16 protein-coding genes are annotated in these 23,927 nt (G+C 70.9%); 14 read left to right on the forward strand and 2 right to left on the reverse strand.

The annotated features are described in order from the left end of the window. The first annotated feature begins 284 nt into the window (after window positions 1-284). On the forward strand, window positions 285-1,001 hold the full coding sequence (locus tag JYK02_RS30375) for a class I SAM-dependent methyltransferase (protein ID WP_207056221.1): 717 nt from the start codon (window positions 285-287) through the stop codon (window positions 999-1,001). An 11-nt stretch (window positions 1,002-1,012) separates the two neighbouring features. Then, window positions 1,013-1,846 (forward strand): ThiF family adenylyltransferase, encoded by an 834-nt coding sequence (locus tag JYK02_RS30380; RefSeq protein WP_207056222.1) that lies wholly within the window; start codon window positions 1,013-1,015, stop codon window positions 1,844-1,846. A gap of 67 nt (window positions 1,847-1,913) precedes the next feature. On the opposite strand, the gene JYK02_RS30385 is transcribed toward JYK02_RS30380, so the two are convergent. Together JYK02_RS30385 and JYK02_RS30390 are read right to left on the reverse strand one after the other, a co-directional pair. Next, complete coding sequence (locus tag JYK02_RS30385; RefSeq protein ID WP_207056223.1) at window positions 1,914-2,366, reverse strand: DofA protein; 453 nt, start codon at window positions 2,364-2,366, stop codon at window positions 1,914-1,916. Between the two features lie 369 nt (window positions 2,367-2,735). Beyond that, entirely contained in the window at window positions 2,736-5,300 is a 2,565-nt protein-coding gene (locus JYK02_RS30390; RefSeq protein WP_207056224.1) for an acylase, read from the reverse strand. A 140-nt stretch (window positions 5,301-5,440) separates the two neighbouring features. On the opposite strand from JYK02_RS30390, the gene JYK02_RS30395 reads away from it, so the two are divergent. From JYK02_RS30395 to JYK02_RS30450, 12 genes are all read left to right on the forward strand, one after another. Next, complete coding sequence (locus JYK02_RS30395) at window positions 5,441-6,094, forward strand: CDP-alcohol phosphatidyltransferase family protein (protein WP_207056225.1); 654 nt, start codon at window positions 5,441-5,443, stop codon at window positions 6,092-6,094. A gap of 206 nt (window positions 6,095-6,300) precedes the next feature. Continuing rightward, window positions 6,301-9,255 carry a choice-of-anchor D domain-containing protein gene (locus tag JYK02_RS30400; RefSeq protein WP_207056226.1) on the forward strand — a complete coding sequence of 985 codons (2,955 nt, stop codon included), beginning with the start codon at window positions 6,301-6,303 and terminating at the stop codon, window positions 9,253-9,255. A 205-nt stretch (window positions 9,256-9,460) separates the two neighbouring features. Next, window positions 9,461-9,769, forward strand: coding sequence for a hypothetical protein (locus tag JYK02_RS30405; RefSeq protein ID WP_207056227.1), 309 nt, complete (start codon window positions 9,461-9,463; stop codon window positions 9,767-9,769). Window positions 9,770-9,870: 101 nt separating this feature from the next. Next, entirely contained in the window at window positions 9,871-12,660 is a 2,790-nt protein-coding gene (locus JYK02_RS30410) for a protein kinase domain-containing protein (protein ID WP_207056228.1), read from the forward strand. Between the two features lie 8 nt (window positions 12,661-12,668). Continuing rightward, complete coding sequence (locus JYK02_RS30415; RefSeq protein WP_242589337.1) at window positions 12,669-14,522, forward strand: serine/threonine protein kinase; 1,854 nt, start codon at window positions 12,669-12,671, stop codon at window positions 14,520-14,522. A gap of 152 nt (window positions 14,523-14,674) precedes the next feature. Further along, window positions 14,675-15,199 (forward strand): MerR family transcriptional regulator, encoded by a 525-nt coding sequence (locus JYK02_RS30420; RefSeq protein ID WP_120525521.1) that lies wholly within the window; start codon window positions 14,675-14,677, stop codon window positions 15,197-15,199. 57 nt (window positions 15,200-15,256) lie between these two features. After that, window positions 15,257-15,748 carry a sigma factor-like helix-turn-helix DNA-binding protein gene (locus JYK02_RS30425; RefSeq protein WP_014397952.1) on the forward strand — a complete coding sequence of 164 codons (492 nt, stop codon included), beginning with the start codon at window positions 15,257-15,259 and terminating at the stop codon, window positions 15,746-15,748. Window positions 15,749-15,854: 106 nt separating this feature from the next. Beyond that, window positions 15,855-17,399: a bifunctional phosphoribosylaminoimidazolecarboxamide formyltransferase/IMP cyclohydrolase gene (gene purH, locus JYK02_RS30430; protein WP_207056229.1), complete on the forward strand. Its 1,545-nt coding sequence runs from the start codon at window positions 15,855-15,857 to the stop codon at window positions 17,397-17,399. 4 nt (window positions 17,400-17,403) lie between these two features. Continuing rightward, window positions 17,404-20,442 carry a zinc-ribbon domain-containing protein gene (locus tag JYK02_RS30435; protein ID WP_207056230.1) on the forward strand — a complete coding sequence of 1,013 codons (3,039 nt, stop codon included), beginning with the start codon at window positions 17,404-17,406 and terminating at the stop codon, window positions 20,440-20,442. 1 nt (window position 20,443) lies between these two features. After that, complete coding sequence (purD, locus tag JYK02_RS30440; RefSeq protein ID WP_207056231.1) at window positions 20,444-21,703, forward strand: phosphoribosylamine--glycine ligase; 1,260 nt, start codon at window positions 20,444-20,446, stop codon at window positions 21,701-21,703. Continuing rightward, on the forward strand, window positions 21,700-22,812 hold the full coding sequence (locus JYK02_RS30445) for an LptF/LptG family permease (RefSeq protein WP_207056232.1): 1,113 nt from the start codon (window positions 21,700-21,702) through the stop codon (window positions 22,810-22,812). The genes purD and JYK02_RS30445 overlap by 4 nt, the downstream gene beginning before the upstream one ends. Then, window positions 22,809-23,927, forward strand: coding sequence for an LptF/LptG family permease (locus JYK02_RS30450; protein WP_207056233.1), 1,119 nt, complete (start codon window positions 22,809-22,811; stop codon window positions 23,925-23,927). The genes JYK02_RS30445 and JYK02_RS30450 overlap by 4 nt, the downstream gene beginning before the upstream one ends.

Below are 23,927 nucleotides of genomic sequence, written 5' to 3' on the forward strand. Positions count from 1 at the left end.
GGTGAAGGCCGCCAGAAGACACTCCCGGCCGGCCCCGAGTGAAAAACACGCATCCCCGGGCGTGCTTCAATGCTGAGACATGCGCACCACGGATGGCGCGGGACCTTCCCGACTGAACGAACACCCCTCCGGCCCGCCAGGGTGTATTTGTTCACTCAATCCAACACATACATCTGAAACAGGCAAGTCCTGAATGGTAGGGGAAGACGGCGGGGCAATCGCGGGAAGAGGGTGGGACGGGGGAAAACACCGGGTCTCACCCTGACTCCCCAAGAGGGGGACCCATGCCCGAAACCGTCTTTGTCGACAACATCTGGAACGACTTCGCGCACAGCTACGACCAGATGATCCCCGAACTGCCGTGCTACCAGCGGCAGCGCGAGAAGATCCTCCGAGACACCCGGGACCGGGCCTACGTCATCGACGCGGGGTGCGGCACGGGGCTGGTGAGCGAGCCGCTGGTGCGCCGGGGACAGCGCGTCGTGGGCTTCGACAACAACGAGGCCATGCTCGCCCTGGCGGTGCGCCGCCGCGCCCGGGAGCCGGAGGCGGTGCGCGCCCGCTGGACGCTGTTGCCGGGGGACGTGACGCAGTTCCCCGTGGAGGTGGAGGAGGGCGCGGACGCGGTGGTGATGAACAACGTCCTCTTCTACGTGAGGGACCCGGAGGCCGTGCTGCGCGAGGCCTGGACGCACCTGAAGCCCGGCGGCGTGCTGTGCATGACGAGCAACAAGCGCCCCCGGCCGGACCTGGAGAAGGTGCTGAAGAACTCCATCCGGGAGTGGGAGTCCCAGGGCCGGTGGTCGGAGACCCTCCAGCGCGCGGTGAACCACCACCGCACCTGTGCCCAGCGGCTCACCACGGACCCCAACGAGATGGTCACCTTCCTGGACACGGACCAGGCGGTGAAGCTGCTGAAGAAGGTGGGCTTCAGCGAGGCGCTGGTGGCCGACGGTGACGACTACTACGGCGAGAACTTCTACGTCTGCATGCGCAAGTAGGGAGCCCTCCAATGACGAACGTGAACCCCCGTTTCCAGCGCAACCTGGGCGTCCTCCACCCGCAGACGATGGACAAGCTCGCCACCACCCACGTGCTCGTCGCCGGCGTGGGCGGCGCCGGCGGCCAGTGCGCGGTGGACCTGGCGCGTCTGGGTTTCGGCTGCCTGACGCTCGCGGACTTCGACGTCTACGAGCGCCACAACATCAACCGGCAGATTGGCTGCTTCGAGAGCACGCTGGGCCAGCACAAGGTGGACGTGGTGGAGCGCATGTGCCGGGACATCCACCCGGACCTGCGCGTGAACAAGGTGAAGGAGGGCATCACCGACGCCAACGTGGCGGACGTGCTCAAGGGCCTGGGCGGCCTGCCGCCGGTGGACTACGTGGTGGAGGTCATCGACATCGCGGGGGCGCGCGCCAAGGAGTCGCTCCACCAGACGTGCCGGCAGCTGGGCATCCCCATCATGACCGGGCTGATGCTGGGCTTTGGCGCCGCGCTCCACGTCTTCCAGCCGGACGCGCCGCTCTACGAGGAGCTCTTCATCCTCCCGGACGGCCGCATCGACCTGCCGAAGATCATCCCGCACCTGGGCAGCTACATGCTCCAGGAGTACATGGACGCCTGCTACCGGGGAAAGGGCCACGCCCCCACGTGCGTGATTGGCGCCACCACCGCCGCGGGGCTGATGGTGAGTGAAATCATGCGGGGCGTGATGCTGGGCACCCGCGCGATGGTGTCCTGGCCCGAGTACCTCTACGTGGACCTCTTCGACCACCGCTACGTGCGCGGCTCCGTCAGCGCCGCCCGCCCGGTCCGGCCGGTGGGGCAGGGCGCCCGGGGCTGAAAAAAGCCCGCTCGCCACGCTTCCGGGGCCGGGGGCCCTTCACAGGGCCCCCGAATCCCCCCGGGGACTACATCACCACGCCGCGCGACCGCGCTTCGTTCACCACCTGCGTGCCATCCACGCCCAGCCGCCGGGCGATGAAGCCCGCCGCCCCATCCGCGTTCTTGTGCACGCGGATGAACTGGTCGTCATACGTGCGCGTGACGATGAGCATCCCCGACACGATGACGCGCTGGAGGTTGTGCTGCAGCTCGTTGCCCTCGATGACGACGTGGATCTCCGAGAACAGCGCCCGCGCGTCCGACAGCATGTTGGACAGGTGCCGGCGCTGCTCGCTGTTGGGGACCGCGGACTTCGCTCCCGCGCTCGTGACGAGCACCAGCTGCTGCTGCTGGTGCTGCTGGTAGGCGGTCTGCATCTTCTGGAACACCGCCTGAATCTCATCCGGCGTGGGGGGAGCGTCCCAGCGCAGGAAGAACACCTTGTCGATGACGTCTGTCTTGTAGACCGGAAGTGCCATGGCGTTCGCGACTCCTTCGTGTCGGACCCAGCGGCCGTCCCGGTCGGTACGCGTCCGGGCGTTCTCCCTGGGCCTGGGGGACATCCTGCTCTTCAGCCGCGGTCAAGAAACTAGCCCTGAAGGCTGACATTGCTGAGACGACACATCCGTTGACGCCTGACGGCGTCACGGACTGTGTGTTCGCCTCACAGGCCCGTTGGATGTCCGCTAGCGGATGCTGAACCCAGACGCCAGGGCCGGCACCCCTGTCTGCCTATTCCAATGCCAATGACACTTTTCAACGGTGACTCCCCATGAAAACAAGAAGGCCCCGGGAGCACGGCGGCTCCCGGGGCCTTCAAGCGGCTTCAGGCCGTCAGACGGTGGGGATTACCCGCCGGAGACGGTGGTCTCCGCCAGGTTCGCGTCGCCGGCAATCTGGGCGTCCGTGAAGAGGATGGGGCGCCACTTCTTCTGCGAGAACAGCTGGGTCTGGTCCGCGTAGTGCGGGGACTTGCGGTCGCCGGACTGGCTGTAGGTCAGCACGGCGTTGGCGTTGGGGCCCGCGTCGGTGAACTGGAGCGCCATGACGAAGGAGCTGCCGTTGTTGATGGGGTAGCCCTCCTTCGCCAGCAGGGTGGTGCTGTTGAAGGCGGCCGTGTGGGGCTGGGAGAAGTCGAACAGCGTCGACTTGGCGACGCCGAAGGACAGCACGTTGGTGACGCCCTCGCGGCTCATGCCGCCCTGCAGGGGGATGGGGGCGCCGGTGCGGGTGGTGAACTGCACCTCGCCCAGCGTCTTGTCCACCGCGTTGCCGGAGCGGCCGATGGTGGCCACGGCCTGCGCCAGCTTCGTGAGCACCGGGTCGTCACCGGTGGCCGGGGCCGGGGTCAGGGTGTTGGGCGTGGCGATGGGGTTGGCCGGGTCGAACGGGACGGAGAACAGCGCGCCCGCGTTGAGCAGGTTCGCGCCGGGGTAGGCGCCCAGGAACTCGCGGAAGACGAACGCGCCCTTCTGGTCCACGTCGTAGCGGCCGCTCCAGCCGGCCAGCACGGCGCACGCCTGGCTGATGTCCACGGCGGTGTTGTTGTAGGTCACCGTCGTCTTGCCCGTGCAGCGCTCCACGATCCCCGCGCGCAGCAGCTCCTCCAGGCTGCTGCGGTTGCTGAACACGGCGGCCTTCAGCTCCTCGAAGGTGAACTTGCCGTCCGCGCCGGAGGCGCCCGTCTCGGAGACCTCCGTGAGGACCTTGGCGTTCATGCGCGTGCGCGGCGACTGGGGCACGCCCTCCAGGCCGTGCAGCGGGGACTTCCCGGTGATGGGCGCCGCGGGGTTGGCCAGCCAGTAGCTGTCGTTCGCGTTGAAGACGAAGTCCTTGCGGTCCAGCTGCGGCACGTCCTTGAAGCCCACCAGGCCCGGGCTGCGCGCCGGGTTGGGGGACGGCTGCCACTCATTGGCCGGGTCGCTGCCGTTGAGCGCCACGAAGCCCAGGGCCTGGTAGATGAGGTAGGAAGCGCTCAGGCCGGGCGTGTTCGCGTCGGTGAACCACTTCTTGTACGCGTCCGGGGTGAGGTTGGGCGTGGGCGTGGCGTCCGTGTACCAGGCGTTGCCCTCCTTGTCGGCGTACATCGTGTTCACCCAGGGCAGGCCCTGCTGGGTGGCGTAGACGTCCTTGAACTCGGCCAGGGACCTGGCCTTGTTCATGCCGTGGAACTGGTCCAGGAACTTCGTGTTGTCGATGTTGGCGTCGCGGATGGTGAGCGCCGTCTTGGTGTTCCAGCCCAGCGTGCCCGGGGGAACGCCCTGCGGCAGGTTGGAATCCGGGATGGCCATCATCGGGCCGTAGTGGCTGAAGTAGAGCGTCTGCGAGTAGTTCGTCAGCGAGCCCTCCGGCAGCTTCACCAGGATGGTGAAGGTCTTGGAGGTCATGGCGCGCTCTTCGTTGCCGTACTTGTAGACGGTCGGCTTCCCCTCCACGAGCTGCAGCTGGTAGATGGTCGCGCGCTGGCCTGCGGAGAACGTGTGCGTCCAGCCCAGGTTCTCATTGAAGCCGATGAGCACCGCCGGCACGCCCATGAGGCCCACGCCGTAGACGTTCATCTGGCCCGGCACCGTCAGCTGGCTCTCCCACAGGCGCAGCTCGCCTTCCCAGGGGAAGTGCGGGTTGGCCATCACCATGCCCTTGCCGTTGTCGGTGCGCTCGGCGCCAATGGCCCAGCCGTTGCTGCCGAAGTCCGCCGTCTTGAGCTTCTGGAGCTCCTCCAGGGCGGGCATCTGGGGACGCAGCGCGGCCTGCTTCGGGTCCACGGACTGCGCGCTCACGGTGGGAGGCGTGGCCACGGGGATGGTGAGCGCCAGCGCGTTGATGCCCGCGATGAGCGTCAGGTCCGTGTTGTACGCCAGCAGCTCCACCGGGGTGATGGGGCGCACCCAGGGGGCGTTGGCGCACTCGGCGGGACGGGCCTCCGGGGCCGTGTCCTCCAGGTACTTGTTGTAGCCGGCCGCGTAGCCGGTGAGCATGTCCTGAACTTCCTGGGACAGCGTGGGGAAGGCCGCCTGCGCGCGTCCCATCACGTCCATGGCCAGGTACGCCAGGTCGGAGCCCACGTTCCTGTTGCCGGTGCCCTGGCCCAGGAAGCGCGCGCGCTCGCTGCGCACCTTCAGGACCTGGTCCGCCAGCGTGCAGACGTGGTCCTGCGCGAAGGCATAGCCCTGGCCAAAGCCCAGGCTGCCGTAGTTGTCCGCGGTGATGTGCGGGATGCCGAAGGAGGTGCGCTTGATCTTCGCCGTGTACTTCGGCGCGGCGGGAGGCGGATCCGTGGGCTTCGGATCCTCCTTGTCGTCACATCCGGCGAAGAGCGCCAGGGAGGCGAGGAGGGTGAGTGAAAGACGGCGGGTCCGGACAGCACGGAACCCTCCGCGGGGAGGAAGAATCTCGGGGATGTGCTCGGGCATGGCGGCCCGGAGACTAGGAAGGTGGCGATTCGCCGGTCAATGTTTCTGGGATTTGACTTTTCCACGGAGCTGGAACGTGCGGATGCATTGCGTCGTGGGTTTGGGAAAGCCGGAAAGACGCTGTGTGTTACACGGGAGCCATGACGCCCGAGCCCTCGTCGCCGCCCGCGGCCCGCCGCCAGCGCCGCCACTTCTCCATGATTCGCACCTTCGTGCTGGCGGACTTCGTCACGCTCGGCAACGGCTTCTCCGGGGCGGGCGCCATCCTGGCGGCCATGCAGTCCCTGGCGACGGGCAACCCACGCTGGCTGTGGGTGGCTTTCTGCCTGATGCCGGTGGCGCTGGTGATGGACGTGGCGGACGGCCGCATCGCGCGGTGGCGCTTCCGCAAGTCGCCGCTGGGGGCGGACCTGGACTCGCTGGCGGACGTCATCTCCTTTGGCATGGCGCCCGCGGCGCTGGCGTTCGCGGTGGGCCTGCGCGGCAACCTGGACGTGGCGGCGCTGCTCTACTTCGTCGCGTGCGGCATCAGCCGCCTGGCGCGCTTCAACGTCACCTCCGCGGAGCTGTCCGACGGCACCGGCAAGGTGAAGTACTTCGAGGGCACCCCCATCCCCACCAGCCTCTTGCTGGTGATGGTGCTGGCGGCGGCCACCTGGCAGGGCCGCATTGGCGACGCGCTGTGGGGCGGGGTGTGGAACCTGGGGCCCCTCACGCTGCACCCGCTGGCGCTGCTCTATGTGGCCAGCGGCAGCGCGATGATCAGCAAGACGTTGCGGATTCCGAAATTCTGAAGTCTTCCGCCGCCGTGGGCAGGGCAGGTGCCATCCAGTGGACGTTCTGGAGGGCAGTTCCACTGTTTTTCCCACGGTGAGGCGGTTGGCAGTCCCGGGGTGGGTGCCTAGCTTCGCCACCTGATCCGCGAGGGCCACACACGAAGGTGTGGCCAGGTCCGCGGCTTCAAGGCTTTTGGGCGAGGCGGGAGGGAAGGGTGGGTGCCATGACGGGGCGCTGGGGCCTGCTGGGTTTGGTGGTGGTGGGGCTGCTGTCGGGATGCGCGGACCGGGAGCGTTCGTCGCTCGCGGATGGCCGGCTGACGGCGACGCCAGGCGGCGTCGACTTCGCACGGGTCGCCGTCTTCGACGCTCGGGAATCCACGGTGACGCTGCGCAACGTGGGCCGCGCGCGCATCACGGTGGACGAGGCCTGGGTGGAGGGGCCGGAAGGCGCCTACAAGGCCGAGTTCACCCACGAAGGTCCGCACAGCCTGGTGCCGGGCAGCGAGTGCACGCTGAAGGTGCGCTTCGCGCCACTGGCGCAGGGCGGGCTGCCCGCGGTGCTGGTGGTGCGCTCGGACACGCGCATCGAGCCGCTGATGCGCATTCCGCTCAACGGCGCCGGCGTGGACGCGTGGGCCCGGGTGACGCCGCGCGCGCTGGACTTCGGCCGCATCGAAGCGGACTCCACCAAGACGCTGGGCGTGACGCTGGACAACCCCACCGAGCTGCCGGTGATGGTGACGCCCAAGCTGGTGGGCGCGGACAAGGATGAGTTCGTCGCGGCGCCGCTGACGGTGAACCCGGGCGAGCGCGTGGAACTGCCCGTCACCTTCAACCCGGTGCGCGTGGGCAAGAAGCAGATCGCCCTGGCCATCTCGCCCTGCAACGGGTGCGCGGACGTGCCGGTGCAACTGACCGCGGAGGCGCTGGACCGCGCGGTGGTGGCGGAGCCGGAGGTGGTGGACTTTGGCGCGGTGCCGGTGGACCGCGACGCCATCAAGGCCTCCAGCCTGCGCAACATCAGCACGGAGCCGGTGACGGTGACGTCGCTCATGCTGGACGGCACGGACGCGTCCTTCAGCCAGGCCAACACCGGCCTGCCGCTGGTGCTCCAGCCCGGCGAGGTGCGCGCCTTCGAGATCCGCTACAGCCCCAGCCACATGGGCGCGGCGACGGACCGCGCCGTCTACTCCGTGGTGAGCAAGCGCCACCCCACGCTGCCCGTGCCGCTGCGCGGCTTCGGTGGCGCGTCGGAGCTGTGCGTGTCGCCCATGATGTGGGACTTCGGCGAGCAGCCGCTGGGCTCCAAGGTGCGCGTGGTGGTGAACGTGAAGAACTGCGGCACGGACAACGCGGGCCCGCTCACCATCAACACGCTGGACTGGACGCCGGACGCGACGGGCGCCCAGCTCCAGTTCAACCACAAGCCCGTGACGCTGCCGTTCACCCTGCCGGCCAACGGCGAGCTGAACCTGGAGGTCTTCTACGAGCCCATGCGCGAGGGCAGCGCGTCCGGCGCGCTGGTGATGACCACGAGCGCGTTCTCCGCGGCCACCGTGCAACTGGACTTCTTCGGCAACGCGAAGGCGCACGCGCCCTGTGATTTGACCGTCACCCCGGAGCTGGTGGACTTCGGCACCATCCCGCCGGGCCGCGGCGCGGTGCTGGGCGTGAAGCTGGAGAACAAGGGCACGGACCTGTGCCCCGTGAAGAACATCCGCATCGCCAACGACGGCGGCGGCGTCTTCAAGATGCCCGGCGGCGAGCTCTTCGGCGGCATCATCTACCCGGGGGACTGGTTCAGCTTCCAGGTCGCCTTCCAGGCGCCCTTCACCGGTGGCGGCTTCACGGGTGAGCTGCAGGTGGAGCAGTACAACCCGGTGACGCCGGTGCGGCAGGTGCCGCTCCTGGCGAACTCGCAGGAGACGTGCCTGGTCGCGTCGCCCTGGTACCTGGACTTCGGCCTGGGCCGCAAGGACTGCCGCCCGGCGCCGCGCGAGGTGAACTACCTCAACGCGTGCACCACGCCCGTCACGGTGTCCAACGTCTTCATCGGGCCGGGCACGACGGACTCCGAGTTCGAGCTGCTGGATCACCCGGCGCCGCCCGCCTTCCAGCTCCAGCCGGGCGAGTCCTTCACGGTGGGCGTGGACTACCTGGCGCAGGTGACGGGCATGAACCTGTCGCCGCTCTACGTGGACTCCAGCGACCTGCCCATCCCGCTGATGGTGCCGCTCATCGGTGAGTCGTCGAAGAAGACGGACAAGACGGACACCTTCGTGCAGCAGGACGTGAGCAAGGTGGACGTGCTCTTCGTCGTGGACAACACGGCCTCCATGGTGGAGGAGCACCCGAAGCTCGTGTCCGCCATCCCGTCCTTCGTGGACGCCGCGCGCAACAAGGCGGTGGACGTGAACATGGCGGTGACGACGACGGGCATCTCCGCGGTGTCCGGCGCGTGCCCGGGCGGCGCGCTGGGCGGCGAGGCCGGCCGCTTCTTCCCGGCGGACAACAGCCGCCAGCGCATCCTCACGCTGGGCACGCCCAACGTGACGGGGCTGCTCCAGCAGAACGTGCAGGTGGGCCAGTGCGCCCAGGTGGAGCAGGGCTTCGAGGCGATGCGCCGCGCGCTCACCTCGCCGCTGGTGAACAACGTGGATGATCCGCGCACGGCGCTGGCCAACGACGGCAACGCGGGCTTCCTGCGCGACTCCGCGGCGCTGGTGGTGGTGTTCGTGGGCGACGAGGATGACCACTCGCCGGACGCGGTCTCCACGTACGTGCAGTGGGCCCAGGCGCGCAAGGGTGAGAACCAGCCGCAGCGGGCCACGTTCTTCGCCATCGCGCCCACGAAGACGTCCTGCGCCACGGCGGGCGGCACCGGCACCCGGTACGCGGACGCGGCGGCCCAGACGGGCGGCGAGGTCCTCAACGTCTGCGCGTCTGACTACGCGCCGCTCCTCCGCCAGGTGGCCAACAAGGCGTTCAGCGCGCAGGACCGCTTCCCGCTGAGCGAGGAGCCCGACGCGGGCACGGTGGTGGTGTCCGTCAACGGCAACGCCACCACCAGCGGGTGGACCTACGACGCGGCGTCCAACAGCGTGGTGTTCACCACGGTGCCGCCGCCCGGCAGCAAGGTGGCCATCACCTACCGCCGCGCCTGCGCCAACGACTGAACGGTGGGAAACCCGTGGTTGTGGACCTCGTGACGGGCCGGCCATCCGGCCCCGAACGGGGGTGTCAGACCCCGGTGCTACAGCACTGCATCTGCCTGTGCGGATGACCAGAAAATTGGAGGCGCTCCCTCGGTGTGTACCCTGCGGAGCGTCTGCACGCTGTTGCCCTGGAGGCGCTGTGAGCACCTGGACCCCTGATGAGCCCATGAAGTCCCCTCCGCGCGCCGGTGCGCCGGGGCTGCGGGTCATCCGTGGCGAGGGCCAGCGCAAGCAAGAGCCCCTGGCGGACCGCAACGCGGTGGCCCGGGTCCTGATGGAGGCCGGAGCGGACCTCCTGCTCAAGCGCATCAGCACCGTGAGGGCGCAGGAGATCGAGCGCAAGGTGGACCGGGTGCTGGACCTGTTCGACCGGGTGGACGCGGCGCCGGTGCTGATGCCGGTGCTCAAGCGGCACCTGGATGAGCTGGAAGCGCTGATGCGGGAGACCCGCGAGGTCCGCGCCGTCCGCCGCTAGGGCGCACGGCGGGTGGAACCGGGAAAAACCCAAGGGGATTCGATGTTTGATTCCCCTGGCCCGGCCGCTTACGCTTGGGGTCCGCCTCCACGCGTCCGGCCGTGTCCATCGAAACCTACGGCAGCTACCAGCTCCTGAAGCGCCTCGCCACGGGCGGCATGGCGCAGATCTACCTCGCACGCCGGCCGGGTTCGGATGCTCCGGACAAGCTGCTGGTGTTGAAGCGGATCCTCCCGCACCTGTCGGAGAACGACGAGTTCGTCCGGATGTTCCTGGACGAGGCGAAGATCGCGGCCCGGCTGGCGCACCCCAACGTGGTGCAGATCTACGACCTGGGGGCGGAGGGGGACACGTTCTTCATCGCCATGGAGTACATCCATGGCGTGGACGCGCGCCGGCTCTGGAAGCGCTCGGAGACGGCGGGGCGTCCGCTGCCGGTGCCGCTGGTGTGCCGCATCCTCCTGGAGGCGTGCGCGGGGCTGGACTACGCGCACAAGAAGACGGATGCGACGGGGCGCCCGCTGGACATCGTGCACCGGGACGTGTCGCCGCAGAACATCCTGGTGACGTTCGACGGTGGCGTGAAGGTGGTGGACTTCGGCATCGCCAAGGCGGCGGACCAGGCCACGGTGACGCGCTCCGGGGTGCTCAAGGGCAAGTATTCGTACATGTCGCCGGAGCAGGCCTCCGGGCAGCGCGTGGACCGGCGCTCGGACGTGTTCGCGCTGGGCGTGGTGCTGCATGAGCTTCTGACGGGGGGACGGCTGTTCAAGCGTCCCAGCGACATGCTGACGCTGTCGGCCGTGGCGGAGTGCCACGTGCCGGTGCCGTCGGTGGTGGCGCCCCGGGTGCCGGTGGAGCTGGACGCCATCGTGCTCAAGGCGCTCGCGAAGGAGCCGGACGCGCGCTACCAGCACGCGCAGGAGCTGCAGCGGGCGCTGGAGGGGTGGCTGGCTTCGCAGCCGCAGCCGTGCGGCACGACGGCGGACCTGGCCGCGTACATGCGGGAGCTGTACGCGGACCGGCTGTCGGAGGAGGCGCGCTCCGGCGAGGTGCAGGTGACGGACGAGGAGGCGGGTGTGTCTCCGCCGTCGCCCGCGCCGCGCCGTTCGGTGATGCGGCCCGCGACGCCGCCGGGGCGCACGGAGAACGAGCCCACCACGACGCTGCGCCCGGGCCGGGCGAACCGTCCCAGCGTGAAGGTGGAGGCCCGCCGCGACGACGCGGAAGGGGAGAGCGGGCGCTCGGAGCCTCGGGGTCCGGAGGGCCGCAACGTGGAACCGCGCGCGGAGGGGCGAGGCCCCGAGCCCCGCGCGGATGCACGGCTGGATGGACGCGGTGCCGCTCGCGGTGATGGCCGTGCCCCGGATGCGCACGCGGACGGCCGGCACGGTGATGCACGCAGCGTCGAGAGTCGGCCGGAGCCCCGCTCCGAGATTCGGAACGTCGAAGGCCGCCACGAGCCTCGCTCTGAAATCCGCAACGTCGATGGCCGGCCGGAGCCCCGCTCCGAGATTCGCAACGTCGATGGCCGGCCGGAGCCCCGCTCCGAGATTCGCAACGTTGACGGTCGGCCGGAGCCCCGGGGGACGATGGGTGCGCGGCGGGCGCTGGAGTCTCCTCCGTCACGGACGATGCGGCCGGTGCGGCTGGAGGAGCCCTCCCTCCCGACGGTGACGGAGGAAGACGGCCCCACGCTCGCGATGATGGATACGGAGGGAAAGCTCTCCGGCGGGTTCCAGGTCGAAGAGGACGCGCCCACGCTCGCGATGGTGGACACGCAGGGGAAGCTCTCCGGCGGGTTCCAGGTGGAGGAGGACGCGCCCACGTTGGATCAGCGCTTCCTGGCGGCGCAGGCCCGGGAGGACGAGGACGACTCGACCCTGGACATGCGCGCCGTCTTGCGCGCCGACGTGGACGACGGCCCCACGCAGGACATGCGCGCCGTGCCGCGCTCGGAGATCCCCGTCCCCCGCTCGGGCATGCCCGCCCCGTCTGGCGAGCATCGCGGCCACCGCTCCCCGGTGCCCGCGCCCCACGCGACCATCGAGGAGATGACCGCGTCCACCGCGCCGCGCTCCGTCTCCCGCGCGCCCGTGCCGCCGGCTCGCACCGGCACGCTCACCGAGCAGTCCGCGGTGGAGCCGCCGAAGCGCCGCGCGCTTCTGTATGGCGCCATCGTGCTCGTCGCGGTCCTGGTGGGTGTCGGCATCGTCTGGAGCCTGGGCCCCGGCGCGAGCGGCGTGCACGTGGAATCCGAGCCCGCTGGCGCGCGCGTCGTGTTCGAGGACCGCGTGCTCCCCGAGCGCACGCCGCTGACGCTGCCGACGGTGAAGCCCGGCCGCTACTGGGTCGTGCTGGTGAAGGAAGGCTACCGCGAGCTGCGCACGCAGATCGTCATCCCGCCGTCCGGTCGGCTCGACGTGGGGCCGTTGAAGCTCGTGCCCATGCCCGCGTCCGGCAAGCCCGCGACGGAGCCGCCCGCGACGGCCCCGGCGCCCGGAGTCGACCCCTCCGGCGTGGCCGCTCCCCGCACGCCGGACCCCGCCACCCCCGAGGCGAAGCAGGCCCGGGAAACCCCTGCCGCCCAGGCTCCCGCGCCGGTGGTGAAGGCGCCCGTGGCCAGCGCGGCCTCGGTGGTGCCCGCCGCGGAGGTGCGCGAGTCCGGCCGTGCCTCGGAGCGGACCGCTTCGGTGAGCTTCGTGGTGACGCCGTGGGCGGAGGTGGCGTGCAACGGACGCAAGCTGGGTGAGACGCCATTCCAGCCGGTGGCGCTGCACGTGGGTTCGTACGACTGCCGGTTCACCAACCCCGAACTGAAGCGCACCGTCAGCCGCCGCATCGAGGTGCGTCCCATCGACCTCAACGTGGTGACGGTCAAGTTCGAGTAGGCGCGGCCTTGGACCCTTCCGTGACGCTCGAGGCAGGAACCCACGTCGGCAAGTACGTCGTGCGCCGCAAGCTCGCCGAAGGGGGCATGGCGGAGATCTTCCTGTGCACCGCGCGCGGGCCGGAGGGCTTCGAGAAGGAAGTCGTCATCAAGCGCGTGCGGGCGTTCCTCGCGAGCGACCCGGACTTCGTGCAGATGTTCATCGCGGAGGCGCGGCTGGCCTCGCGGCTCAACCACGCCAACGTGGTGCAGATCTTCGACTTCGACAAGCACGAGGACTCCTACTACCTGGCGATGGAGTACGTGCGCGGCTGCTCGCTGTGGGAGCTGCGCAAGCGGAGCAAGGAGGCGATGACGCCGATGCCGCCCGTGCTGGTGGCGCACATCGGCGCGGAGGTCGCGCGCGGCCTGCACTACGCCCACCGCCTGCGCGTCAACGGCGAGCTGCTCAACCTGGTGCACCGGGACGTCACGCCGCACAACGTGCTCGTGTCCTACGACGGCGCGGTGAAGCTCACCGACTTCGGCATCGCGAAGGCGGGCAACAAGCTCACCAACCCCGGCGTGCTCAAGGGCAAGTTCGCGTACATGTCGCCCGAGCAGGCCCGGGGCGAGAGCGTGGACGTGCGCACCGACGTCTTCGCGCTGGGCGTGGTGCTGTGGGAGCTGCTCACGGGCGGGCGGCTGTTCCAGGGCGACTCGGAGATCGCCGTCCTGCGCGCGGTGCAGGAGAGCACCATCGTGCCGCCCGCGCGGCTCAACCCGGACGTGCCGCCGGATCTGGACGCCGCCATCTGCCGAGCGCTGGAGCGCGACCTGTCCAGGCGCTTCCAGACGGCGGGGGAGCTGGAGCGCGCGCTGGCCCAGTGCGTGCTGAACCACGCCCGCTCCGTCGACGACACCGACGTGGGCGCGTTCGTCCGGAGGCTGTTCCCCGTCGCGGCCAGCAACCAGGCGCTGCCCGCGCTCCCGGAGCGGACGGCGCTGGAGGACGGCGCGCTGGGGATGGCGGGCGCCGGAGCCGAGCCACCGCCCCGTGAGCCCACGGCCGTGATGCCGTCGCGCGAACACGCCTCGGGAGCGAAGCGGAGCGCTTCGCCGGACGAGGACCGCCACGGGACGACGCTGGTGCTGTCGCAGGATGACCGCGCTGGCGACGCCGCGAACGGACGTCCCCCGCAGTCCACGCCGCAGATGCCGCTGCAGTCGCTGGGACGGGACGCCCCGCTCGCGCCGCACGGAGCTGCATTCACGAACCGCGAGGACTCCAAGGCCGGGACCGTCTCCGCGCGCCGCATCTCGTCCCCAGACCTCGCCCCCGTCAGCGACCGCGAGGTCGACACCGTCTCCGCCACCGAACCCGGGCCTCCCGTCGCGCCGGGCCGCAAGCGCGCCCTGTGGGCCGGAGCCGCCGCGGTGGGGCTCGCGGGTGTCGTGGGCGTCCTCGCCGTGGCCCGTTCCCAGACCGGCGCCCGGGACGTGGGGCAGGGGAGCCCGCCTGCCCCCCAAACCACCGCCACGGTGCCCCCGGCCGCCGAGGCCGTCGACGCGGAGCTCGAAGGGCAGCGCCGTGAAGCCGCCCTGGCCCCGCCTCCCTCCACCGGACCGGCCGCCGCTCCCGCCGAGAAACCGGCTGAGGAAGCCGCGCAGGCCATGGGCTCGCTCCAGGTGAAGGCCAATCCGTACGCCACCGTCATCCTGAACTCGAAGCGGCTCGGGGACGTGCAGGGGCGCGCGACCTACAAGGTGCCGGCCGGCACCTACACCCTGACCTTCCAGCACCCGTCGGGCTCGAAGACGTACACCGTCATCGTCCCGGCCAACGGCTCCGTGACGCAGGAGTTCCGCGCGTCCCGCCGCTGAAGTCCCGCCGTCCCCCTCCCACCCCCTGAAACCCCTGCGAGCTGGCGCTCAAGCGTCGGCCGGACGACGTGCGCCCGCACGCCTGCTCGTCCTCCTTGACGACCGACGCGCGAATCTGGCACCTATGGCATCCATTCAGTAGCCTCTATTCAATGGAATCGATGGACCTGCTCGCGCCCGACGAACTTGAGCGCATCGAGCGCGAGAACGCGGGAGGCCTGCCCGCGAACGCGATCCTGGAAATCTTCCGGCCCCGGGGCGTGAGGCTCTCGGAGGCGACGTTCCGGAAGTACGTCCAGGCCGGGCTGCTTCCCCGCAGCCGCCGCGTGGGCCGCAAGGGGAAGCACCAGGGCAGCCTGGGGCTCTATCCGGTGGAGGCGGTGCGGCGCATCAACGTCATCAAGAAGATGATGGCCGAAGGACACACCCTGGAGGACATCCGCCGCTCCTTCGTGTTCCACCGCAACCACATCGACCAGCTCCAGAGGGACCTGTCGGAGGTGCTGGACGGGTTCCAGGAGGAGTTGGGAGGACGGCCCCTGGGAGGAGAACGCAGGAGGTCACTCGAAGCCCAGTTGGCAACGCTCAGGCAACGGGCGCAGGATCTGGTCCGGGATGTCGCCCGCTTGGGCAGCGCCGTCACGGCGCGCGAAGACGAAACGCTCCGGCCACAATAGGATGCCCCCCAGGGTCCTGTTGAACCGGGTAGACTCCACACATCTGGAGGACGAAAAATGTCGGAAGTGAAGCAGCTGCAGGAGGGCGAGGGGGGGAATGAGGAGGAGCAGCCCGCGGAACGCCGGCGCTCCAAGACCATGTCGCGCAAGGAGATGGCGCGCGACCTGCGCCGGCGCAGGCTCGCCGGCCAGCTGGACCCGGAGGAGGCGGAGACGCTCAAGCTCGTGGACGAGCAGCGGCCGCGCACCCGCGCCGACTGCATCAACGGCCCGCGCCCGTGCCTCTTCGTGTCCTGCAAGCACAACCTCTACCTGGACGTGAACCCGGAGACGGGCTCCATCAAGCTCAACTTCCCGGACAAGGAAATCACCGAGCTGGAGCACACCTGCGCCCTGGACGTGGCGGAGAAGGGCGGCATCACGCTGGAGGAGGTGGGGGAGATCATGAACCTCACCCGCGAGCGCATCCGCCAGGTGGAGACGCGCGGCCTCATGAAGCTGCGCGAGGCCACGGAGGCCGAGCCTCCCGTGTCCGCTCGCAAGCCTTGAGGGCAGGGCACTGTTTCTCGCCGGGCCTGGGGTGACGTGTTGCGTTGACACCCCAGGGGGTGGTTGCTAGGACCCGCGCCACCCCCACCCATTGCGAGGCGCACACGTGCTGGCTCTCCTGAGCGTTTCCGACAAGCGCGGTCTGGTTCCCTTTGCCCAGGGCCTTGTGCGGCTGGGCTACCGGCTGCTCTCCACCGGCGGCACCCTGGAGGCCCTGAAGGCCGCCGGCATCCCCGCCACCCAGGTGTCCGAGCACACGCAGAGCCCCGAAATCCTCGGCGGCCGCGTGAAGACGCTCCACCCCCGCATCCACGGCGGCATCCTCGGCCGGCCCGACCTGGCCAGCGACAAGGCGGAGATGGCGGCCAACCACATCGAGCCCATCTCGCTGGTGGTGGTGAACCTCTACCCGTTCCGCCAGACGGTGGCGTCCGGCGCGGGCGAGGACGACGTCATCGAGAACATCGACATCGGCGGGCCGGCGATGGTCCGCGCGTCCGCGAAGAACTTCAAGCACGTGGCCATCGTGGTGGACCCGGACGACTACGCGCCGGTGCTCGCGGAGATTGAAGGCCAGAAGGGCGTGGGCCTGGAGACGCGGCGCCGGCTGATGCGCAAGGCGTTCGCGCACACGGCGGCCTACGACGCGTCCATCTCCGGATGGCTCTCCGGCGAGGCGCAGGAGCCCTTCCCGCAGGAGCTGTCGCTCGCGTTCCAGAAGGTGCAGGGGCTGCGCTACGGGGAGAACCCGCACCAGCGCGGCGCCTTCTACAAGGAATACGCCGCGCCGAAGGAGCCGTCCGTCGCCTTCGCCAAGGTGCTCCAGGGCAAGGAGCTCTCGTACAACAACATCCTGGACCTGGACGCGGCCCTGGGGCTCGTCCTCGAGTTCCCGGAGAAGCCCTGCGCGGTGGTCATCAAGCACAACACCCCGTGCGGCGTGGCGGTGGACGACGTGCTGGAGAAGGCCTACCGCACCGCGCGCGCGGTGGACGAGGTGAGCGCCTTCGGCGGCATCGTCGCCTTCAACCGCGAGGTGGACGAGGCCGTGGCGAAGGCCATGGCGGAGACGTTCCTGGAGGCGGTCATCGCGCCGTCGTACTCGGCCGCGGCGCTCCAGGTGCTGGCGGGCAAGAAGAACCTGCGCCTGCTGGAGGCGGGCCCCGCGCTGGCGTCCCCCACGGCGAAGCCCCGGCCCCAGGTGGACGCGCGCAGCGTGTCCGGGGGCATGCTGCTGATGGACCGCGACGCGGTGGAGCCGCCCCTGGAGTGGAAGGTGGTGTCCAAGCGCGCCCCCACGCCGGAGGAGGAGCGGGCCCTGCGCTTCGCCTGGAAGGTGTGCAAGCACGTGAAGAGCAACGCCATCGTCTTCGCGGCGCCGTCCCAGCTCCTGGCGCAGGGTGGCGGGCAGACGAACCGGGTGGACTCCGTGCGCATCGCGATGACGCGGGGTGGCGAGGCCCTCAAGGGCAGCGCCGTGGCCTCGGACGCCTTCTTCCCGTTCCGGGACGGCCTGGACGAGGCGGCCCGGGCAGGAGCGACGGCGGTCATCCAGCCGGGCGGTTCCGTCCGGGATCCGGAGGTCATCGCCGCGGCGGATGAACATGGGATGGCCATGGTGGTGACGGGAGTGCGACACTTCCGCCACTAACTTCATGCGCATCGTCTGCCAGAAATGCGCGGCGGCCTACGCGATCGACGACCGGTTGATCACGACCAAGGGCGTCCGCGCGCAGTGTCCCCGCTGCCGTCACCTCCAGCTCGTGAAGCGGGAGGCCTCGGCTGCGTCCGTGACGGCTCCCCCTGAAGGGGCCGCGCCTCCCGCCGCCGAGCCGAAGCCGCCCGCCGCCGCACCGGCGCCTCCCGTCGCGAGGGAGCCCCGGAGCAATCCGGCCTCCGCTCCAGCGCAGGCGGCGCCCCGGAACGTGCCCGCCGCGGCGAGAGCTCCGGAGGCCGCACCGAAGCAGGCACCGGCGTCGGACCTCTTCGGGGACTTCGGTGAGATGCCGGAGCTGGGGCCGCCGGGGAGCGTGGACCCGTTCGCGGACCTGGGCCCGCCCGCGTCGCGTGCCCCCGCGAGCCTTCCCTCGGACCCGTTCGCCAACCTGGGCCCGGCCGCGCCCGCGTCCTCCGCCAGGGCGGGGGCCGCCGCGAAGCCCGGCCCGCCGGTGCCTGACGCGCCCGGCGTGGCGGCGCCGTCCTCGCCGAAGCTTCCGGACGACCCGCTGCTCGACTTCCTCGGGCCGGCGCCCGGGGGGCTGGAGCCGGAAGGGGCCGCCCCGCCCGCGCCCGCCCGCGCCTCCTCCGCGCCCACCGGGGCCGTGTCGCTGGGCCGCATGTCCGCCCGCGCTCCGGCCCAGGCCGCCGCGCCCGCCGCGAAGCCGGAGACGAACACGAGTTGCCGCTCCTGCGGCAAGGCCCTGACGGACGCCTTCGACCAGGCCCTGGGCATCTGCGAGGACTGCAAGCAGCGGGTCCCCGCCGCCGCCCGGGAGTCCAGCGTGGTGGTGGCGCCGCAGGTGACGGCGCCTCCGCCCTCGAGCGGGGACCTGGAGCTGCCGATGATGAGCAGCCTGGACCCCGCCGCGGCCTCGTCCGGGGACGACCTGTCCGGCGGCGAGCCCCGGTCCGCGGGGGCCACGGCGCTGTCGCCGGACTCGCGCGTGAGCTCGGTGAAGCCCGCGCGCACCTCGCACATCACGGCCGCTCCGGTCCGCAGCGCCCAGCGTGGCGGGAGCGGTGGGGGCAGCCGCTCCGTGGTCGTGGGCCTGCTGGTGCTGGCGCTCCTTGGGGGCGGCGGCGCGGCGGGCTACTTCCTCGTGTACAAGCCCCAGCAGGAGCAGGCGGCCCGCGACGCGCAGCCCGCCGCTCCGGCCCCGGTGCCTCCGGAGGTGCTGGCCGCGGTGGGCCGGTGGAAGCTCCAGTTCCTGGAGCTGGAGGGCACCAGCGCGGAGCACCTGGCCGCGGGCCAGAAGCAGCTCGAGCTGGACCAGCGCGTCGCGTACACGGAAGCGGAGGAGTCCTTCCAGCAGGCGCTGCTGCTCGACCCCCGCGGCACGGACGCCATCGCCGGGTACGTGCAGGCGCTGGCGCTCGGACGCGGTCCGGGCATGGACGACAACTCCTTCCAGGAGGCGCGCGAGCTCATCCAGGCCGCGGAGGGCACCTCCGGGAAGACGCCCGCGCTGCTCGTCGCGCACGCGAACCTGTTGCTCGCGCGCTCGCGTCAGCCGGGCAACCTGGAGCAGGCGGCGCAGCTGGCCACGGCGGTGCTGGCGCAGCCGGAGGCCAGCGACGCCCACAAGGCGGAGGCGCACCTGGTGCTGGGGCGCTCGCAGGTGGCCACGTCGCGCGAGCTGGCGAACCAGGAGTTCGACGCCGCGCGGAAGCTGGCGCCGAACCTCAAGCGCGTGGACTACTACAGCGCGCTCGCCCACGAGCAGGCCGGGCAGTACGGGCTGGCGCTGAAGCAGCTCTCCCGCCGGATGCAGTTGGATCCGCAGGACTGGAACAGCCTGGAGGCCGCCGCCCGCATCTACGTGGAGGTCGGCGAGACGGACCGCGCGCGCAAGCTGTACGAGGACCGGCTGAAGGCGAAGGCCGGTGACGTGCGCGCCTCCCTGGCGCTGGCGGTGCTGCGCTACCAGGCGGAGGGTAACGCGCGCGACGCGGTGCGCGCGCTGAAGGACCTGACGAAGAGCGCGGCCCGCTACGGTCCGCGCGACGCCTCTGAAATCTGGAGCCACCTGGCCGCGGCGCAGCGCACGGCGGGCAACAACGCGGGCGCGGTGGAGGCGGCGACGGCGGCGCTGAAGGTGGTGCCGACGATGCCGGAGGCCCACCTGCAGTGGTTCCTGGTGGCGCTGGCGCAGAAGGACGTGCCCATGGCCCGCGAGCACCTGAAGGGCTTCCAGGGCCGGCTGGAGGACGCCGCGCTGGAGAAGGTGCTGGAAGGGCGGATGCACCTGCTGGAGGGCGACGCGGCCGGAGCCCAGGAGCGCTTCCAGCAGGCGGTGCGGCTGGACGACCGCCGCATGGACGCGAAGCTCCTGGAGGGCGTGGCGGCGGCGAGCGCGAAGAAGCGCGACGAGGCCTTCCGCCTGTTCTATCCGGTGCTGGAGGCGCGCGAGTGGGACCCGCTGCGGCTGGCGCCCCGCCCCGCGCTGTCGCGCTTCTGGCTGCGGCCCGGCGAGACGCTGCTGGGCGTGGAGAACGTGGTGAAGGCCCTGGGCGACCGGCCGGAGGACGTGCAGCCCCTGCTGTACGAGGCCCTGGTCCGCTTCCACCAGGGAGACCGGCAGACCGCGGACCGGCTGCTGCAATCCGTGGTGGACGTGAACGCGAACAGCGGCGGCGCGCAGGCGTACCGGGCGCTCATCGCGCTGGACGCGAAGTCGCCGCAGGCGCGCGGGTTCGCGGAGCGCGCGGTGGGCCTGGAGCGCGGCCTGCCGGTGGCGCGCCTGTCACTGGGGCTCGCGCAGGCGGAGTCCCGGGACGTGGCGGTGGCGATGCGCACGCTGCAGTCCGCGTTGGACGTGGCGCCGAAGATGCTGTCCGCGCAGACGAAGCTGGCGGAGCTGCAGGTGGCGTCGAAGCCGCAGGAAGCGCGCGCGGTGCTGGAGAAGGTGGTGGGGTTGGACCCGTCCTACTTCCCGGCGAAGAAGCTGCTCTTCAAACTCGACGAGCGAGGTTGACGTGAAGGTCCTGTTGCTGGGGTCGGGCGGGCGCGAGCACGCGCTCGCGTGGAAGCTGGCCCAGAGTCCCCGTCTCTCGCGGCTCCTGATTGGCCCGGGCAACCCGGGCACGGCGCGGTGGGGCACCAACGTGCCCCTGCAGGCGGACTCGCCGGAGGCGGTGGTGTCGCTGGCGCGCCGCGAGCGCGTGGACCTGGTGGTGGTGGGCCCGGAGGCGCCGCTCGTCGCGGGCGTCGCGGACGCGCTGGCGCAGGTGGACATCCCCTGTTTCGGCCCCGTCGCGGCGGCCGCGCGCATCGAGGGCTCCAAGGCCTTCGCCAAGGAAGTGATGGACGAGGCGGGCGTGCCCACCGCGGCCTTCCGCGTCTTCACCGACGCGGCGGAGGCGGAGAAGTACGCCGTCGCGCAGGGCCGCATCGTGGTGAAGGCGGACGGCCTGGCCGCGGGCAAGGGCGTCATCGTCGCGCCGGACGCGAACGCCGCGCGCGAAGCGGTGCGCGCCGTGGCCCAGATGGGGCAGGCGGGCCAGCGGATGGTGCTGGAGGAGCTGCTGGAGGGCGAGGAGGTCTCGCTCATGGCCCTGTGCGACGGCGAGCGCTACGTGCTGCTGCCGGTGTCCCAGGACCACAAGCGCGTGGGCGAGGGCGACACGGGCCCCAACACCGGCGGCATGGGCGCGTACTGCCCGGCGCCGTTCCTCACGCCGGAGCAGCTCACGCAGGTGGGCGAGCAGGTCATCGCGCCGACGCTGGCCGTGCTGAAGAAGCGCGGCACACCTCTGCGAGGCGTGCTGTACGCGGGGCTGATGCTCACCGCGTCGGGCCCGAAGGTGCTGGAGTTCAACGCGCGCTTCGGGGACCCGGAGACGCAGGTCCTGATGATGCAGGTGGACGAGGACCTGCTGCCGCTGCTGGACGCGTGCGCGCGCGGTGCGCTGGAGCCCCGGCCGCTGAAGCAGTTCCCGGGCGCGTCGGTGGGCGTGGTGCTGGCGGCGGAGGGCTATCCGGAGGCGCCGAAGAAGGGCGCGCGCATCGAAGGGCTGGACGCCGTCCCGTCCAACGCGCCGGTGTTCCTGGCGGGCGTGGCCAAGCAGGACGGCGCGCTGGTGACGGCGGGCGGCCGGGTGCTGACGGTGTGCGCGCGGGGCGACAGCCTGGCCACGGCGCGCGAGCGGGCCCTGGTGGCGGCGGACGCCGTGCGCTTCGAGGGCAAGCACTTCCGCCGTGACATTGGCGCGCGGGGGCTGCGGGCGCGGCCGTGAAGCTGCTGGCGCGCTACCTGCTCAAGGAACTGCTCGTCCCCCTGGGGGTCTGGGTGGCGTTCATGTTCCTGCTGCTGTTCGTGATGCAGTTCCTGCGCGGCACGGACGTGCTCCTGGGCTCGGCGGTGACGCTGAGCGACCTGGGGCGGCTCATCGCGTACCTGGCGCCGCACTTCCTGGTGATGGCGCTGCCCATCGCGTTCCTGCTGGCCATCCTGCTCGGGCTGGGGCGGCTGGGCGAGGACCGGGAGCTCACGTCGCTGCAGGCCCTGGGCATCAGCCCGCTCCAGTTGCTGGCGGCGCCGCTGGGCGTGGGCGTCGCGCTGAGCGCGTTCATGGTGCTGCTTACGTCCACGGTGGAGCCGTGGGGCCTCACGGGCGTGAAGGAGCTGGTGGGCGAGGTCATCCAGAAGAACGTCGCGGGCGACGTGAAGTCCGGCGTCTTCTATGAGGACCTGAGCGACCTCACGCTGTACGCGCAGAAGGTGGCGCCCAAGGGCGGCGGGTGGACGAACGTGCTCCTGCACGACGACCGCGACCCCAGCTCGCCGCTGCTGGTGCTGGCGCACAAGGGCAGCGTGGGCACGTCCGAGCGGGGCGAGGCGCTGCGCATCGAGCTGAAGGAGGGCGAGGTGCACCGCGCCAACCGCTCCTCGGTGGACGCCAGCGTCGTCGCCTTCGACAAGGCGGAGATCAACGTGGGGCTGGGCGGGTCGCTGTCGCGGCGCAACCGGTTCCGCTCGCCGAAGGAGGAGCTGACGCCGGTGGAGTTGATTGACGCGGCGAAGGACGCGGAGGAGCGGCGGGAGGATCCGCGCCCCTTCCTGATGGCGCTGCACAGCCGGCTGGGCAACGCGGTGGCGCCGGTGGCGTTCGCGCTGCTGGGCACGCCGCTGGCCATTGGACGCAGGCAGGCGGGCCGCGCGTGGGGCTACCTGCTGACGCTGGGTGGCTACGTCCTCTACTACCTCCTGAGCCGCGCCTTCGAGCAGATGGGCCAGAAGGGGCAGATGCCGGTGCTGCTCGCCGGGCAGCTGGCGAACGTGCTCTTCATGGCGGTGGGGGCGTTCGCGCTGTACCGGGTGACGCGCTCGGGGACGGTGCGATGAAGGGCACCCTCTTCGGGTACGTGGTGCGCGCGTACGTGCGCTACACGCTGGGCATCCTGGCGGGCGTGGTGGCGGTGTTCCTGGTGGTGGACTTCGTGGACCGCGCGAAGGCCTACGGGGGCGAGGGCTGGGTGCTCGATGTGCTCAAGCTCTACGGCTACAAGGCGCTGGTGACGGTGCAGCAGCTGGGGCCGGCGGCGCTGCTGTTGGCGGCGGGCACGACGGTGTCCGCGCTGCGCAAGAAGGGCGAGGTGACGGCGCTGCGGGCGCTCACCTTCGGGCCGGCGGCGCTGTACCTGCCGGTGGGCCTGTGCGCGCTGGTGGCGTGCGTGGGGCTGGTGGCCTTCGACGAGACGGTGGCAGCGAGGGCAGGGCGGCGCGTGGATGAAATCACCACGCAGCGCTTCAACCGCTGGGGCGACTGGCGGATGTATTACACGCCGAAGCAGTGGTTCCGGAGGGGCGACGCCATCTTCTTCCTGCGAGGCGGCAACGCGCAGGAGGGCTTCGAGAACGTCTCCATCTTCACGCTGACGCCGGAGTTCAAGCTGCGCCGCCGCGTGGACGCGGGGCGGATGCGCTCGCTGGAGGGCACGCGCTGGGAGCTGACGGACGTGGTGGAGCGCACGTTCACGGAGGACGGGCGCACGTCGGTGACGCAGCGGCCCACCGCGGAGTACGAGCTGGGCGTGGGCGCGACGACGTTCCGCATCCGTCCGGGCCGTCCGGAGCAGATGCGCCTGGGAGAGCTGGGCGAGCAGATCGTCGCGAGAGAAGAAGTGGGCCTGGCGACGAAGGCCTTCCAGCTCGCGTGGCACAACCGCTTCGCGTACCCGCTGGCGGGACTGCCGGCGGCGCTGCTCGCGGTGGGCCTGGCGCTGCGCACGAACCGCAGGGGACACCTGACGGCGGCGGTGGTGGAGGGGCTGCTCATCGCCGTGGCGATGTGGGGCCTGATGGTGGTGTCCCGAACGCTGGTGCTCACCGAGCGCCTGGCACCCGCCGTGGCGGCCTGGATGCCCACGACGCTGCTGACCCTGGTGGCGGCGGCCCTCTGGCTGCGCCGCGAGGGCCTATTGCACCTGCCGCGCCGAAGCGTCACGCGCCAGGCATAG

It is taken from the genome of Corallococcus macrosporus, from assembly GCF_017302985.1.
GTDB classification, from domain to species: domain Bacteria; phylum Myxococcota; class Myxococcia; order Myxococcales; family Myxococcaceae; genus Corallococcus; species Corallococcus macrosporus_A.